We start from the raw sequence: 15,606 nt of genomic DNA on the forward strand, positions 1-15,606 counted from the left end.
TTAATTTCGGCCGCTTACAGAGGGAGTAAAGTATGGCCCATTTCCCTCATTCTTTGACTTAGCAGGTATTCAATTTTCAAAGTGTATGGTTATGACACGATGGCGCGTAATCAAGTGAAGTAAATGTTAAGTAGGCAAATGATGGGCTGATTGCTTTAGGGTGCTTTTCTAACCGATCCTGATTTTATTAAGCGCTTAAAGAAAGGTATACCGCTCAATAAATTTGATAATACAATTTTCCTTAGGGGATAAAAAGCCTATACAAGTTATCTCTTTGCCTATGCCAAAACTACAGGCTATAAAAAGAGACTGACGGAGAGCCTTAGACTGTGAGATGAGTTTTCAAATGCTAATTTCATTTTTTCGTTTATAACTTATGTCGTATATTGAGATATAAGTTTTCAGTGATCTTCGCTGACACTCATACTTTATTGGCACTTTAAAATACGCTTTGTGCGTGCTGTATCTATAAGTGTATCCCTGATTTAGTTGCTTTCTTATATGCCATACTTCCTCCTGCCAACCTAAAAATCACATGAATTGTAATCATTAGGGTGTCAAAAGATTGTCGCTTTATCGTGAAAATACTCGGAGATAACATTGTACCTGTCTCGCAATGCGAAAGAGTCAATAAAAATTGCGCTGGCTTTGGTAATTGTTTATGCCATTGCAATGGGTATCAATTGGGAAAAACCTTTTTGGGGTGCATTTGCCGTTATTGTGTGTAGTCAGGCAAACTTGGGGCAGTCGTTAAATCGTGCCATTTTGTGGATGCTGGGCACTCTGTTTGCACTTCTAGGCGGCTGGATAATCGTCGCATCATTCCCTCAAGATCGATGGCTTTTTATGATTGCGCTATCGGTATGGGTTGCGGGCTGCGTTTATATCCTGCAAAGGTCAAAGCGTCAGTATTTTTGGATGACCTGTGGCTACGTTATTTTGATGTTATGGGATGCGACCGGTGGTGATTTATCCCTTTCTTATGAGGAAGGGATATTCCGTATTCAAGAATCTTTACTGGGTATTATTGTATATGGGCTTGTAGCTGTTTTGATCTGGCCAAATTGTAGCCGCGAAGAACTGCATGAAGCAGCGGTTTCCCTGCTAGATATGCATCGTGCTTTTGCAAATAGATGTTTTTTAAGAATTCAAGATCGAAAGAAAGTTAAAGTCCTTAGAGATAAGCGAGTTGAACTGTTAAGGGCAGATACACGCTTGCGTACAGCTATTAATGATGCCAGTTCTGATAGTTATGAAATCTGGGAGTGCCGTAGGCAGTGGAAGGCATTTGGTCATCGTACAACAGCGGTAACACAGTCATTACTTAAATTAGAAGAGAGTTTGGCCCTATCCAGTGATTTGGGAATTATGAAGTTTCTTTTGAATATGAATGACTATTTGGAAGTTATGAGAGGGCGATTTAAGAGAGTTAGATTTGCCATTGCTGAAGATGAGGTGGCTGGAGATGCTCGGGAGAGGGTGGTTAGGGGGGACGTTGAAAAAGTAAAAAAGGAGCTGTCAACTCCAGAGACTGCCGCAATAGCTGTAACCAGGCGATCTTTGAATGATTTGGAGGTGGAAACCCGGGCACTAATTAATGCTGTAAATGATCTAAAAAGCCTGGAATTTTCCAGTTCGAGTACTTCAAGTGAACGTGAAGAATACTGGTTTGGATTGTTAATGCCTGATCCTGATAGGCTGGCTAATGTGGTTCGCGTACTAGTGGGGATCTGGATATCTTATTTAGCTTATTTATTTGTTCCAGATATGATAGGCGGGCTGCTTGTTGTACTTTTAATTACAATTATAGCAATCATAGCATCTGTAAGTCCACAAATTAACTTGTTTAAATCTTGCATATATACAATTCTCGTATGCTTGATGTCCGCACCTCTTTACTTTTTAGTTATGCCAAAATTGCAAGGCTTTTATTCGTTGGGTTTAATGGTGTTTTTCTGGACTTTTACTATTTCCTACTTTGCGAATCGAATGTTTGGTGCGCAGTCAATGATAAGAACCTTAGCTCTCCTCTTTCCGCAAATTATTTTTAATTTCAATAATTATCAGACTTATAGTTTTGTCGTTTATACAAATTATATATTTGTGTTGGCTATTATTTTTTGCATACTGGCGGTGTCTAGAAATATCCCGATTTCTTCTCATCCTGAAAGAAATTTTAAAAAAAATGTGAATCGACTACTTGATAGTGCTGCGCGTTTGGTGGTTGAAGGCGATTTGCCGGCCTTAACAAGACGCTCAATATTTCATCGCCTTTATGTTTTATATCATTTAAATATCGTTGTGATTTCGCATGAGAAGATCCTTTACTGGAAAGAAGGTATTGATGTCAATAATGTTAAAGGTATGTCGGGGGATCAAATGCGAAGGGTAATTGATTTACTAATGCTGATTGCTAATCAGGTTAAGATTTTGTATGGAATTGATCACTCAAAAATGAAACTTGTTGCAACCAAAAGTATGCTGCGCGAGGTGTTTATCTGGAGATCTCTCGCAGGAAAAATATTGTTTTACTTATCAGGGGAACAGCGAAATATAAACATCAAGTCTTTACGAAGAGGTTATAGACGTATATTTGATAGAGTAAATGTGGATGTTGGAGGGCTGATGGAGCTCTGGGAAAATGATGAGGAGACTGCAAAGGGGGTTTCCAACTTTTTGTACTTTTTGGGTGTTACCCACTGTATTAGCAATTACCTCGATGAGTTTTATAAATTATCAGAGTCCGTAGATTGGAAATATTTTTGTGAAGAAAGATGTTTATGATTCAAATGGGTTAATGTATGGAAAAGATACCTCATGATGTGTCAGTAGGAGGTTTTTTTATTTCTCCAGTTCTAGTTGCGGGGGTACTTGGGGTGCTCGCGGCATTACTTACCGCAAGACTCCTGGATCGTTACCGCCTTTCTAGATACTTTGCAAACCCGCCAGTAGTAATTATATCGTTGAGCATTATCTACTCAGTCTTTATTGGGTCAGTATTTGTGGGTATTTAAGAGTGGAGAAGTTTAGAAAGTACATACTTACGGCGAGTATGGTATTCCTGGCAATGTTTGCATTGGTTCTTCAGTTTTGGAAGTATCTCAACAACCCCTGGACTAGAGATGGGAAAGTGCAGGCGGATATTATCCAGGTTACTCCTAGAGTTTCAGGTCAGGTGGTTTCGCTGCCTATTAGAGATAACCAATTTGTCAATGCGGGTGAACTTCTATTTCAAATAGATCCAAGAACCTATGAAGCCGCTTTGGCGGAAGCCAAGGCTCAATACGAGGAGGCAGTCGATATTTATAATGCTCAGAGGGAGAATATTCTGGCTTATGAAGCTAGGATAAGGGAGTCCTCCGCGGCTATAGATTTAGCGCAAAGCAACATCAATGCACTAGATGCAGAGATCACCAAGGCCAGAGCGGAGTATAGGCGTCAGCAAGAACTACTTCCTCAGCGCGCCACTTCAGTGAGATCTCTTCAGGCCGCACAAGCTGAGTTTGAGTCGTCAGTGGAGTATCGGGCTGGTGCAGAGGCAACACTCGTTAAATCCTTAGCTGCTTTAGAGCAATCTCAGGCTGAATTAGCACAGGTCCGTGCGCAACTCGGTGCACTTGGGGCAGATAATCCTGGTGTGCGCGCAGCTCTGGCTTTAGTACGTCAGGCTGAACTTAATCTGGAATATACAACAGTGACGGCGCCTGTATCCGGATATGTTACAAATCTGGATTTTCGCTTCGGTGATCAAGCTGTAGCAAACCAGCCCGCACTATCAATAGTGGATATTAGTACTTATCGAGTAGAAGGTTATTTTCGTGAAACCTTTATACGCAGAATTGCTCCAGGGGATAAGGCAATAGTGACATTAATGGCATACCCACATAGGCCACTCAAAGGGTATGTTGAAAGCATTGGCTGGGGTATTGCACAAACTGATGGAACTGCGGGTAACGACCTTTTACCACGAGTTGATCCAACTTTTGAGTGGATTCGTCTCGCTCAGAGAATTCCGGTGAGAGTTCATTTGACAGAAAGGCCTGAGTCTGTCGAGCTTCGTGTTGGTTTTACCAGTTCAGTGCTCATATTGAGCAATACTGCGAGCGCCGACCAAGATGATACGGCGCAAAATCCTTAGCCTATTTAGGTTTGAATATCTACGCAAGTCCTTAGCTCTTGGTGCTTTTTCTGTATTTGTTGGTAATGGTTGCATGCTGGGCCCAGATTATGTACCGCCCCCTGTTATAGTTGAAGACACCTGGATTTATCAAAACAGTAAACGGGTAGATATCCTTGAAACAGTGAATCCTTACTGGTGGCAGTCTGCCTTCGCCGATCCTGTTCTGGATGATTTGGTAGAGCAGGCAATAGAAAATAACCTGGAATTGCGATCAGCCGCATTAAGAGCACTGCAAGCGCAGCAGCTCCTCGCTATTGCAATAGGGAATCAATATCCACAGATACAGCAAATTGAGGGGCTCGTAGATCGCTCCAAATATGTTCGCTCCGGTATAACCGGAAACTATCAGAGTGAGTACTACCTTAATTTCAATTTAACCTGGGAGTTGGATATGTGGGGGCAGTTGAGGCGATTGGTTAATTCCGCCGCAGCTGACTTTGAGGCCAGTATGGCTGAATATGATGGGCTGCTTGTCTCAATCATTGCACAGGTAGCGCAAACATATATCAATATTCGCACTGTAAAACGCCGTATTCAGGTGGCACAGGAAAATATTCGTATTCAGACTGAAGGGCTAAGAATCGCTGAAGTAAAATTTCATGCAGGAGAGGTCAGTGCGTTGGATGCCGAACAGGCCCAAACCTTATTAAGTAACACTCAGGCTGCTGTTCCTGCGCTGGAAGCTACGCTTCAGCAGTTCAAAAATACCCTTTCAATACTACTGGGTATGCCCCCTCATAGCCTTAATGACCTCCTTTCTGTACCTCCAACGGTGCCCCATGTGCCCTCAATTATAACGATAGGCATGCCGCAGGATCTTTTGCGTCAGCGTCCTGATATTCGCCAGGCTGAGCGGCTTCTCGCAGCACAGGGGGAGCTGATTGGTGTTGCTCGAGCGGAGCTATACCCAAACTTTTCAATAGGTGGGCTAATAGGAGCAATTGATATCAGGGGGGGACAGTTAAATGGCAGAAGTGATGCTTGGGATTTATTCGTTGAGTTTGATTGGAATGTGTTTAACTATGGCCGGTTGCGCAACAATGTGCGCTTGCAGGATGCGACCTTCCAGCAGCTGGTATCAGACTACCAGCAAGTGGTCTTACAGGCGCAGGTTGATGTTGAGAATGCCATAGTTGCATATCTCAAATCCCAGGAACAACAGTACTTTTATAATATCGCAGCTATGGCTTCTGAAGAGGCCGTCAATCTCTCCATGACGCAATATGTCGACGGAGCGATACAGTTCAACACTGTTATCACCACGATGGTTTCAAATTTTACCCAGCAGGATCTCTTGGTGATTGCCCAAGGTGCAGTAGCAGCGAATCTAGTTCAGGTTTATCTTTCTCTTGGGGGCGGCTGGCAGATTCAAGATGGGCTGACACCATTGGAGTTATTACCCGAAGAGACAATAGAGGATATGCTTCGCAGGACTCACTATTGGGATAAGATCTTGGAATAAGGTCTCTTTGCACTTGTCTGGCCCGCACCAATCCATTAATCCGTATCTTCAGGATGATCAGCATACCATCAGCCGTTTAGAGACATTTGGCGCAAAAAGAGTAAAGAGAATTAGCAATCGATATTGACCTAAACTAAGGTTCAGGTATTAGACTGCTGCTATTGTTGATTGGCCATGAGGATTGAAGTCAAATGACACCAAGCACCCATAACATCAATTTATCAAAATACTTAGCACGTATTGGTTACCGCAATAAGCCAGCCCTGGATTTGAAAACCTTAAGGGATATTCTTACACAACATATTCGTACTCTGCCATTTGAGAATGTAACGTCCTTTCTTGGGAGTCCCGTGAATATTGAAATGGCCGCTATTGAGCAAAAGCTTGTGAACCAAAAGCGTGGTGGTTATTGCTTTGAGCAAAATGCTTTATTACGGGCTGGGTTACAGCAGATAGGCTTTGCTGTTACAGGGCTTGCCGCTCGGGTTCTTTGGCAGACTCCACCGGGCCACCAGCCAGCTCAGTCTCATATGATCTTACTTGTAAAAGTAGGGCAGGTACCGTATTTGGTGGATGCGGGCTTTGGCAGCAATACACTGACTGCACCTCTGCGCTTAGATGTTTCAGGTCCTCAGAGTACGCCCCACGGTACTTATCGCCTAACTCAATCGGGAGAGGACTATCTATTAGAAGTGAAGGTCCATGATGCCTGGCATTCAATGTACAGCTTTGATTTACGGCCACGTACAGCGGGCGACTATAAAATCGCCAATTGGTTTTGTAGTACTCACCCTGAGTCCCGTTTTGTAGAGCACTTGATTGCTACTCGTGCTTTCCCCGAAGGGCGTCATGCTTTACTGGATCGCCAATTGAGTTATCAGCCGATAACTGGAGCAAAGACAGTCATCATGCTGGCGAATGTTGAAGAGTTACGCAAAACGCTATTAAGCATTTTTGGGATCGAGGTGCCCGAGGATATATCTTCCTTTGAGAGGTTAGCTGGCCTCTTTGAGAATGGCTCATCTCAAAAGGTTGCAGAGCATGCTGCTGTGAACACTGATCGGGTCGCATCATGATTAAAGCAGGAGTTGTTTATCACTCCGTTTGCGGCAGTACAAAGACATTGGCAGAAGCCACTGCGGATGGAATTAATAGTATCCCTGGATGTGAAGGAGTTACATTTGCTGTTGAGGCCAAGCATATTCAGCACGGGCGCTATGAGAATCCTGACTTGATGCATCGTCTGGATCAGTGTGATGGAATTGTGCTGGGCTCGCCAACTTTTATGGGGTCGGTTTCAGCCCAGTTTAAGGCTTTTATGGATGCGGCCAGTGAACGTTATAGTAGTCGCGGCTGGGTTGATAAGCTATCTGCAGGTTTTACTATCGGCAGTAATTTCAGTGGGGATCAGCTTAATACTCTAACGACTTTGCAGATATTTGCCGCGCAGATGGGGATGTTGTGGGTGCCTAATGACATTTTACCAAATCTGGACGTACAGGGGCGAAATAGAAGTGGTTGTCAGTCCGGTCTTGTGGCCGTTGTTAATAGTGAAGGGGCTGTGCATGAGCTTGATCGACTTACGGCTTTATATTTGGGGGAGCGAATAGGGCGTCTATTAAAGCGCTTTAGTCCTTGCGGCAGTATCTAATATCCAACAAATAAATTTTGATACAACTTTAGGGAAAGTGGCGTAGCCCCAGAGGAATAGCCTCAATGTTCTTTAATTGAAAGGACTGAGGCTATTTTGCGTTATCTTTAAAAGAAAAATCTGCTAATGAGGCCGAGACAGATAACTAGATCTATCAACTGGAAGGCTGATTGGTAACTTAGGAATTTTCACTGCTCGTGGGCAAGGGATTAAGATATTTGGTTTTTATTTCTGTTAAATCAAATTGTTGAAGGGATTCTAGCTTAGGCCCAGGGACTATTTACAAAATACGACCTAATATAAGCCCTGAAGTAAGCACCACTTCTATGGCTAACTTGTACGCTGATTTTTATACATGGACTTGAATGATTGAAAGAGCCAGAACGGATTCGCTGAGTCCAACTCCTCAGTGATTAAGCTATAAGTCCTTGTTGGTAGGATCTAGGTATGGCTAAAGTGGTCGCAAAGACCAATAATGAGACGTCCAGTGATTATTCAGAACAAGATCATTGTATTGTTGATAGCCCCTACCCATAAATTTTCACCAAAAAATCAACTTGAATTTGTATATTCCAAAAATCGAAGTGTGTAAGAATGCAGTCTTAGATATAAATGTAAAAAATCAGAGCCGCCAAATACTGTAAATAATTAATGCAAATCCTAGATTTGCTTGTAAGTGGTAACAGTTACTCCTTTGATTTATCTGAAACTTTTGGCTTGCTGTCGGTATGGAGTCCTATTTCGGTATTGGGCTAGAGAAGGGTAAACAAAACTGAGAGTGCAGCGCTGGTTGAAAAAAACCGTACAGCAACGCCCTAGGTAGATACCTTTTCTTTCCTTCCACACTTACTACTATTCTGTGCCCATTAGCCATTAGCCATTAGCCATTAGCCATTAGCCATTAGCCATTAGCCAATAACCTCTGGCTCCATTGATTGTGATCTCGAATAACGGGTTCCATATTTATTGAAGTAATCTCTCCATTGCTCACAACTTGTCGACCGTGAATTACTACAGTTTTTGCTGATTGGGGGGCACAGAAGACTATCGCGGCAACTGGATCTGAAAGAGCCCCGGCATATTGAATAGTGTTGAGTTCTAGAGAAAAGAAATCAGCACAACGCCCAACTTCCAATGCTCCGATATCAGTACGATTAAGAACGCTGGCACCACCGATAGTGGCAAGCTCTAAAGCTTCCCTGGCTGTCATCCATTCCGGCGAGCGTAGAGGGTGGGACTGAGGGAGTTGGGCGTAGCGATGTGGCCCCTCCGGTGGGCGAAGGCCCATGCGCAACCTTGAGAGCAACATTGCCTGGCGGGTTTCCAAGAGCATATTGGAGGCGTCATTGCTGGCTGACCCATCCACACCAAGTCCCACTTTAATTCCAGCTGCAATATAGTCTTTAACGGGGGCTATCCCTGATGCAAGGCGCATATTAGAGCTTGGACAGTGAGCGATGCCACACCCGGTACGAGCAAAAGTATTTATTTCTTGTGTATCGATGTGTATTGCGTGAGCAAACCAAACATCGGGCCCCAACCACTCGCTTTCTCCCATCCACTCCAGAGGGCGCTTGCCAAATCGTTCTAAAGTGTGGCGCTCTTCATCAAATGTTTCGCAAATATGCGTGTGTAGCATAACGCCTTTATCACGGGCCAGCAGGGCAGTTTCTTTGAGCAGATTTTCTGAAACAGTAAATGGAGAGCAGGGGGCCAGAACAATTCGAGTCAGGGCTCCATAGCTTGCATCGTGATAGCGATCAATGACCCGGATACTGTCTTGGAGAATAAAATTTTCATCTTCGACACTTTCATCTGGGGGTAAGCCCCCTTGTGATCTGCCCAAAGACATGGAACCGCGGCTTGCATGGAACCTCACCCCTAAGTCCTTTGCTGCTTCAATATGAAAGTCCACTTTGTTGCCACTTTTAAATAAATAAGAATGGTCAAAAACCGTGGTGCAACCAGAGAGAATAAGCTCAGCCAAACCAATCAAAGCACTTGTGCGGGAGGCTTCTGGATTTATCCGGCTCCAGATAGGGTAGTGAAGCTGAAGCCAGGCGAATAAATTTTTATTCTGGGTCGCTGGCAGGTTGCGGGTGAGAGTCTGGTTTAAATGGTGATGAGTGTTCACCAGTCCTGGTAGGACTATCTGCCCGCTAGCGTCAATAATGGTGTTAGCGCTCATGGGTAGTTTATCTGTGGGGCCTACAGCCGTGATAATGCCTTCTTCGGCAAAAATACCGCCATTGGGAATCTCACGTCTTTCTGAGTCCATGGTTACCAGTACTTCAGCGTTCTTAAGCAGCAGTGTCTTGGGCATATGATCTGAGCACTCACTTATATAGGGTTTCCTGGCATTCTGATATTAGCCTGGGCAGTCTTTCGCAGGGCGAGAGTTTTGACCCGAGTAATAAGTAGCCGGTACTCCTGCGGTTACTTCAAGTTGCGATACGGAATCCAGTTCAGAGCACTAAAAGAATACACTTACAAAGCCGTTATCATTTGTTTTTATTTTATCGCTAGCTACATCGACGAATATGTTAGTCAGAAAGAGGAGGGGGAGTTGTCTAGCGAGACCAGAAAATTAGTGGCGGACATTTCATTTTTAACGGGCAGACGGAAATGAAGGCGTCGGTATGCGTAAACATACCAGCGCCTTCATTACGGCCTAGTGCAACTGACGAATCATTTTAATATGAGGGATATTAGCCTCGTAAAAGGTTTCTCCCTCTGGGATAAAGCCACTCCGAATGTAGAAGCCTTCAGCATGCTGTTGTGCATGTAGATATACACTGCGAAAGCCCTGTAGTTTGGCAAAGTCACAAATCGCCTTGAGTAACTGGGCCCCCAGACCTTTGCCTCGGGCGGATGGCATGATCGCCATCCGCCCAACTTTACCACTTTTGCTGAGCCGCCCGGTTCCAACGGCAACATCACCATTAAAAACTAGGAAGTGTTGTGAAGATTCTTCCTGGTTATCCCACTCCAAGTCGGCAGGAACTTTCTGTTCCTGGACGAACACAGCTTCGCGGATAGTGCGAATGCTTTCTTGTTCTTTTTGCCAGTCAGCGAGGCGCACCAGTGCGGCCATATCAGAAATCCTCAGGGGGATAAATTAGTGTGCCTTGGGCTACCAATTGGTCAATTAAACCATCAGGGTTGGCAATTTCTGGAAAGGTTTCAATGTCGCTCCAGGAAATTTCGTGGGACTCGGCAAATTGTTGAGCAAAGGTGAGTGGTGCGGTCAGGGCTTCACCGTCGACAAATAACGTGGCCGGCGCCCTGGAAAAGGCGACTCGAGATGCGGGGTTTAGCACCAATGGCATCCCCTTTGGCATTTGCTCACGCCAGTCAGCGGCCTCATCCGCGTCTAGTGCGACGGTATCAGGGTATTTTGCTTCAGTCATCACTGCGCCAAACCACTGAGTGACCTTCTCTGGTTGCCTAAGCCACTCGGCCAGTTGTTGTTGTAAGCGAGCTACGGACTCGGGATCAACTTCCGCTGGGGATTTTGTCGGTTCCATGCCGGCATCGGTATAACGCAGGCTATCCTTCAGTCCCATTGCCACTTCGGCAGCGAGATCTTCCAATATGGCTGAGGCAGAAGGTGCTCGGAAGCCAATGGAGATCGTGGTGCAGCCGCCCTCGGCGATACCCCAGTGACTGTATTGTGGCGGGAGGTAAAGCATGTCGCCAGGCTCCAGTACCCAGCTGTTCTCAGCATTAAATTCTTTCAGGATATTGAGGGGCGTGCCTTCCAGGCGGGGATTGGTCTCATCCACTTTCGCTCCCTGCTGCCACAGGCGTTTGCCCTCGGCCTGGAGCAGAAAGACATCGTAGTGGTCATAGTGTGGTCCGACACTCCCCTGATCCGCCGCGTAACTAATCATCACATCATCCAGGCGCCAGTCTGGGATAAAGCGAAAATACTCTTTTAATTCAGCCACTTCGGAAAGCCATTGATCTACGGCTTGTACAAGCAGGGTCCAGTGCGTGCGGGGTAGGGATAGAAAGTCTTCCTCAGTGAAAGGGCCGTTGCGTAGCTCCCAGGGACCGCTCTCGCCATTTTCAAGCACCAGGCGAGATTCAATCGTCTCCTCCAGAGCCATTCCGGCAAGCTCTTCTCCTGATATGGGCGATTCGAAGTTGGGGAAAGCATTGCGGATTAGCAAGGGTTTTTGCTGCCAATAATCGCGCATAAAAACTTCAATTGGCATATCGCCGAGATGGGTAAGGGGGCTTGCCACGGTAACTCTCACTGTTTGTTGGGCTGGGGAAATGTTCTCTAGTCTGCCACTAATAGGTGTAACTCACCTAAGGTTAAAGCTCTGCAGAGTAGAGCGGCAGTAATGAGGTTTGAATAAATTTCCGGCCACTGCGGTGTGGCCGGAAGCGGTGCTCACTTAGATTTTGCGAGCTTGCTCGACGGCGTTACCGATGTAGGATGCAGGAGTCATTTCCAGCAGTGCGCTTTTGGCCTCCGCAGGAATTTCCAGATTCTCGATAAACACTTTCAAGGTTTCGCGGGTGATGCCCTGGCCGCGGGTAAGGGCCTTCAGTTTCTCGTAAGGCTCTTCGATGTTGTAGCGGCGCATCACAGTCTGGATCGGCTCTGCCAGAACTTCCCAGGAGCTGTCCAGGTCTTCTGCCAGGCGTTCACGATTGATTTCCAGCTTGCCCAGCCCCTTCATGGTGGCGGCATAAGCGATGGCAGAGTAACCGGCACCCACACCCATGTTGCGCAGTACGGTGGAATCGGTCAGATCGCGCTGCCAGCGGGAGACTGGTAACTTCGCGGCCAGGTGCTGGAATACAGCGTTGGCCAGGCCCAGGTTTCCTTCGGAGTTTTCGAAATCGATAGGATTGACCTTGTGCGGCATAGTGGAGGAGCCCACTTCTCCGGCAACGACTTTTTGTTTGAAGTAACCGAGGGAAATATAGCCCCAGATGTCGCGGTCAAAGTCGATCAGGATGGTGTTAAAGCGCGCAATAGCATCGAACAGTTCGGCAATATAGTCGTGTGGTTCGATCTGGGTGGTGTAGGGGTTCCAGGTCAGGCCGAGCGAGGAAATAAATTCTTCCGCATTCTTTTCCCAGTCGATATTTGGGTAGGCGGACAGATGGGCATTGTAGTTGCCTACAGCACCGTTGATTTTACCCAGCAAGGGGACGGCCCCTACCTGGGCTACCTGGCGGCGCAGGCGCGCAACCACGTTGGCGAGTTCCTTGCCCACGGTCGTAGGGCTGGCGGTTTGGCCGTGGGTGCGAGACAGCATGGGCACGTCGGCGAAATCCTGGGCGAGCTGGGCGATCTTTTCTACCAGGCTATTCATTGCGGGCAACATAACGTTGTCGCGACCAGCGCGTAGCATTAGAGCGTGGGACAGGTTGTTGATGTCTTCAGAAGTGCAAGCGAAGTGCACAAACTCGCTTACTTTTTCCAGCTGGGCATTGCCGCTGATTTTTTCTTTGAGGAAGTATTCAACCGCTTTCACGTCGTGGTTGGTGGTGCGCTCAATTTCTTTGATACGCTCAGCATCTTCCAGGGAAAAGTTGGCCACAATGCTATCGAGTAGCTGGTTAGCAGCTTCATCGAACTGCTCTACCTCAGTGATTTCTGAGTGCGCGGAGAGTTTCTGAAGCCAGCGCACTTCCACTTCAACACGGGCGCGAATCAGGCCGTATTCACTAAAAATTTCGCGTAGGGGGGCAGTCTTGCTCTCGTAGCGACCATCAATAGGGGATACCGCTGTGAGTGCGGAAAGCTCAACTGTCATAGTAAATCTCCGGGATTAGTTTTTTATAGATTCGATCTGTGCGATTAGCTCGTCGGTCGCACGCAATAGTTTTTTCCGTTGAAATAGCAGGTGCAGACGCCTTCCGCCCAATTGTCGCCACAGCGTGGCTGAACGGATACCGGCAAACAGCATTGAGCGGATTTGGTTGGCGACGCGCTGTTGCTGCAGGAAATTAAAATCTCCCAGCACCTGGATACGAAAGCGGAAAGTGCCGAGGGTATCGCTATAAATACTGGCGAGATTGGAAAATACATTCTCGTGGGTGGGGGCGAAGTGTTCCGCCTGAGTCTTGGCTTTTTCGAGGCGGCTGCCAATGATGGAGAGCAACTCTCCTTTCTTACTCAATTGCCTCTGCAGATAAAGCACAGACAGTGCATAGCGCAGGCAGTCTGTGTATTCAGGGTGTTGCCGCGATTGCAGTAACTGCCGTGAGACCTGCAAGCCGGGCAGCAGCTTCTCTGCGCCGGCGAACACATCTTCGGTGCGATCTGGGTTGAGCTGGAAAAGGCTGTATACCCCGGTTTCCAGCTGGGCCTGGGGAGCGGTGCCTGTTTTGGCCAAGCGCTCCACTAAAGTTGCGGATTGAAATATTCCGGCCAATGCCAGAGCCTGATCCCGCCAGTTATTCAAGGTTACTCCTTAGTGTTTCTTGTATTTTTCCGGTACGGCAGTGCCGATACCTGTAGCCTGTTCGATAACTGCGCCGCCGAGGCATATTTCGCCATCGTACAGGACCAGGGATTGTCCTGGGGTAATTGCCCGCTGTGGCTCGTCAAATTCCACAGTCAGGTTACCACCCTTTTGCACCCGTATTGTGCAGTCCTGGTCTGGCTGTCGATAGCGGGTCTTCGCTTGACAGCGGAAAGACTCACCCGGTGCGGCGCCATTGATCCAATGTGTTTGGGTTGCCACCAGACCCGTGGCGTAAAGCAGGGGGTGATGTGCCCCTTGGGCAGCAATCAATACGTTGCGCTCTAGGTTCTTACCGACTACGTACCAGGGTTCTTCGCCCGCGCCTTTTACCCCTCCGATACCAAGACCCTGCCTCTGTCCTATGGTGTGGTACATCAGGCCGGCGTGGCGCCCCATAATTTCACCATCTGGGGTTTCCATGTCGCCCGGCTGGGCGGGCAGATACTGCTCCAGAAAGTCCTTGAAGCGGCGTTCGCCAATAAAGCAGATCCCCGTACTGTCTTTTTTATTGTGGGTGATAAAGCCGTTTTCCTCAGCGATACGCCGTACTTCAGGTTTTTCCAGCTCGCCCAGTGGAAATAGAGAGCGAGCGAACTCACCCTCGCCGACAGCGTGGAGGAAGTAGCTTTGATCCTTGTTGCCATCCAAGCCCTTGAGCAAATAGGTGCGACCTTCTATATCGCGTCGGCGGGTGTAATGTCCGGTGGCAATGGCATCAGCTCCCAGAACTTCGGCATATTCCAGGAAAACTTTAAACTTGATCTCCCGATTGCACAGAATGTCTGGGTTAGGCGTGCGTCCGGCCTTGTATTCTGCCAGGAAGTATTCGAAGACATGGTCCCAATACTCGGCAGCAAAATTGGCGGTATGCAGCTTGATGCCCAGTTTTTCACATACCGCCTGGGCATCGGCCAAGTCTGCTTTCGCGGTGCAGTACTCAGTGCCGTCATCTTCGTCCCAATTCTTCATAAACAAGCCCTCCACCTGGTAGCCCTGCTGCATGAGCAGAAGTGCGGCTACAGAGGAATCCACACCGCCGGACATACCGACGATGACGCGTTTGGGCTGTTTGTTGTGCGTGGAATCAGGCATAAGAAGGACAGTCACTACTTCACTGGGATGGAAAGGGGGCGAATTTTACCTGTGAATCGGGCTTCTGACCAAGGCCGCTTTCATCTTGGGTTATTGCTTATTGTCTCCGGCGAGGGCGATTGCGCTTCTGAGGTGGCTTCGACTTGCCTTTGGGCCTTGGCTTAGGCGCAGAGAAAACCTCCTCCGAGCGGTGCTGCCCCGGCTGCAGAGTGCCGAGATTCCAATTGCCGATAGCCATTCGAACCAAGCGCAGGGTGGGGAAGCCAACCGCTGCGGTCATACGTCGCACCTGACGGTTTCTACCCTCGTAAATGATAAGTTCTACCCAGCTGGTGGGAATGGACTTGCGCTCTCGGATTGGGGGGTTGCGCGGCCACAGGTCGACTTCGGAGAGTCTGCGGGCCTTAGCGGGCGCTGTGCGTCCATCCTTCAAATCTACGCCTTTGCGCAGAAACATCAGGGCGTCATCTGAAATGTCCCCCTCTACCTGAGCCCAGTAAGTCTTCGCCATCTTTCTCTTCGGGTGGCTGATTTGATGTTGTAGCGCTCCATCATCTGTGAGTAGTAGAAGTCCCTCTGAGTCATAGTCGAGCCGACCCGCGGCATAGAAGCCCTTGTGCAGGATATAGTCTGCCAGCGTGGCGCGACCCTGGGGGTCCGTGAATTGGCTTAACACGCCAAAAGGTTTGTTTAGGAGAATAATCTTGGGCATAAGAAAAATTGAGTA

At 47.4% G+C, this 15,606-nt stretch carries 13 protein-coding genes; 6 read left to right on the forward strand and 7 right to left on the reverse strand.

Annotated elements, in window-relative coordinates; translation table 11 throughout:
* The first annotated feature begins 600 nt into the window (after positions 1–600).
* The 6 genes from ACJJIT_RS08365 to ACJJIT_RS08390 all read left to right on the forward strand — a co-directional run bounded on the left by ACJJIT_RS08365 (position 601) and on the right by ACJJIT_RS08390 (position 7,293).
* Positions 601–2,784 carry an FUSC family protein gene (locus ACJJIT_RS08365; protein ID WP_444900627.1) on the forward strand — a complete coding sequence of 728 codons (2,184 nt, stop codon included), beginning with the start codon at positions 601–603 and terminating at the stop codon, positions 2,782–2,784.
* Between the two features lie 17 nt (positions 2,785–2,801).
* On the forward strand, positions 2,802–3,014 hold the full coding sequence (locus tag ACJJIT_RS08370; protein WP_353505426.1) for a DUF1656 domain-containing protein: 213 nt from the start codon (positions 2,802–2,804) through the stop codon (positions 3,012–3,014).
* Positions 3,015–3,016: 2 nt separating this feature from the next.
* Positions 3,017–4,138 (forward strand): HlyD family secretion protein, encoded by a 1,122-nt coding sequence (locus ACJJIT_RS08375; RefSeq protein ID WP_444886338.1) that lies wholly within the window; start codon positions 3,017–3,019, stop codon positions 4,136–4,138.
* Positions 4,116–5,642 carry an efflux transporter outer membrane subunit gene (locus tag ACJJIT_RS08380; RefSeq protein ID WP_444900628.1) on the forward strand — a complete coding sequence of 509 codons (1,527 nt, stop codon included), beginning with the start codon at positions 4,116–4,118 and terminating at the stop codon, positions 5,640–5,642. The genes ACJJIT_RS08375 and ACJJIT_RS08380 overlap by 23 nt, the downstream gene beginning before the upstream one ends.
* A gap of 191 nt (positions 5,643–5,833) precedes the next feature.
* Positions 5,834–6,718: an arylamine N-acetyltransferase family protein gene (locus ACJJIT_RS08385; RefSeq protein ID WP_444890174.1), complete on the forward strand. Its 885-nt coding sequence runs from the start codon at positions 5,834–5,836 to the stop codon at positions 6,716–6,718.
* Positions 6,715–7,293, forward strand: coding sequence for a flavodoxin family protein (locus tag ACJJIT_RS08390; RefSeq protein ID WP_444900629.1), 579 nt, complete (start codon positions 6,715–6,717; stop codon positions 7,291–7,293). Before ACJJIT_RS08385 ends, ACJJIT_RS08390 begins: the two co-directional genes overlap by 4 nt.
* Positions 7,294–8,194: 901 nt before the next feature.
* On the opposite strand, the gene ACJJIT_RS08395 is transcribed toward ACJJIT_RS08390, so the two are convergent.
* From ACJJIT_RS08395 to ACJJIT_RS08425, 7 genes are all read right to left on the reverse strand, one after another.
* Complete coding sequence (locus ACJJIT_RS08395) at positions 8,195–9,616, reverse strand: 8-oxoguanine deaminase (RefSeq protein ID WP_444900630.1); 1,422 nt, start codon at positions 9,614–9,616, stop codon at positions 8,195–8,197.
* Between the two features lie 348 nt (positions 9,617–9,964).
* Positions 9,965–10,387 carry a GNAT family N-acetyltransferase gene (locus tag ACJJIT_RS08400; RefSeq protein ID WP_444900631.1) on the reverse strand — a complete coding sequence of 141 codons (423 nt, stop codon included), beginning with the start codon at positions 10,385–10,387 and terminating at the stop codon, positions 9,965–9,967.
* 1 nt (position 10,388) lies between these two features.
* On the reverse strand, positions 10,389–11,543 hold the full coding sequence (locus tag ACJJIT_RS08405) for a JmjC domain-containing protein (protein ID WP_444900632.1): 1,155 nt from the start codon (positions 11,541–11,543) through the stop codon (positions 10,389–10,391).
* Positions 11,544–11,699: 156 nt separating this feature from the next.
* A complete protein-coding gene (purB, locus tag ACJJIT_RS08410; protein WP_444900633.1) occupies positions 11,700–13,073 on the reverse strand; it encodes an adenylosuccinate lyase in 1,374 nt (457 codons plus the stop codon).
* Between the two features lie 15 nt (positions 13,074–13,088).
* A complete protein-coding gene (gene hflD, locus ACJJIT_RS08415; protein WP_152453442.1) occupies positions 13,089–13,724 on the reverse strand; it encodes a high frequency lysogenization protein HflD in 636 nt (211 codons plus the stop codon).
* Positions 13,725–13,733: 9 nt separating this feature from the next.
* The gene (gene mnmA / locus ACJJIT_RS08420; protein WP_444900634.1) at positions 13,734–14,879 is read right to left on the reverse strand and encodes a tRNA 2-thiouridine(34) synthase MnmA; all 1,146 of its coding nucleotides are present in this window, start codon (positions 14,877–14,879) and stop codon (positions 13,734–13,736) included.
* A 97-nt stretch (positions 14,880–14,976) separates the two neighbouring features.
* The gene (locus ACJJIT_RS08425; RefSeq protein ID WP_444900635.1) at positions 14,977–15,591 is read right to left on the reverse strand and encodes a pseudouridine synthase; all 615 of its coding nucleotides are present in this window, start codon (positions 15,589–15,591) and stop codon (positions 14,977–14,979) included.
* Positions 15,592–15,606 lie beyond the last annotated feature (15 nt).

The organism is Microbulbifer mixtoriginis (SeqCode) (assembly GCF_052467515.1).

Bases quoted from the DNA above. Each gene is read 5' to 3' on its own strand.
- ACJJIT_RS08370 (WP_353505426.1), top strand. From the start codon at position 2,802: ATGGAAAAGATACCTCATGATGTGTCAGTAGGAGGTTTTTTTATTTCT.
- ACJJIT_RS08380 (WP_444900628.1), top strand. From the start codon at position 4,116: ATGATACGGCGCAAAATCCTTAGCCTATTTAGGTTTGAATATCTACGC.
- ACJJIT_RS08385 (WP_444890174.1), top strand. From the start codon at position 5,834: ATGACACCAAGCACCCATAACATCAATTTATCAAAATACTTAGCACGT.
- ACJJIT_RS08390 (WP_444900629.1), top strand. From the start codon at position 6,715: ATGATTAAAGCAGGAGTTGTTTATCACTCCGTTTGCGGCAGTACAAAG.
- ACJJIT_RS08395 (WP_444900630.1), bottom strand. From the start codon at position 9,616: ATGCCCAAGACACTGCTGCTTAAGAACGCTGAAGTACTGGTAACCATG.
- ACJJIT_RS08400 (WP_444900631.1), bottom strand. From the start codon at position 10,387: ATGGCCGCACTGGTGCGCCTCGCTGACTGGCAAAAAGAACAAGAAAGC.
- purB (WP_444900633.1), bottom strand. From the start codon at position 13,073: ATGACAGTTGAGCTTTCCGCACTCACAGCGGTATCCCCTATTGATGGT.
- mnmA (WP_444900634.1), bottom strand. From the start codon at position 14,879: ATGCCTGATTCCACGCACAACAAACAGCCCAAACGCGTCATCGTCGGT.
- ACJJIT_RS08425 (WP_444900635.1), bottom strand. From the start codon at position 15,591: ATGCCCAAGATTATTCTCCTAAACAAACCTTTTGGCGTGTTAAGCCAA.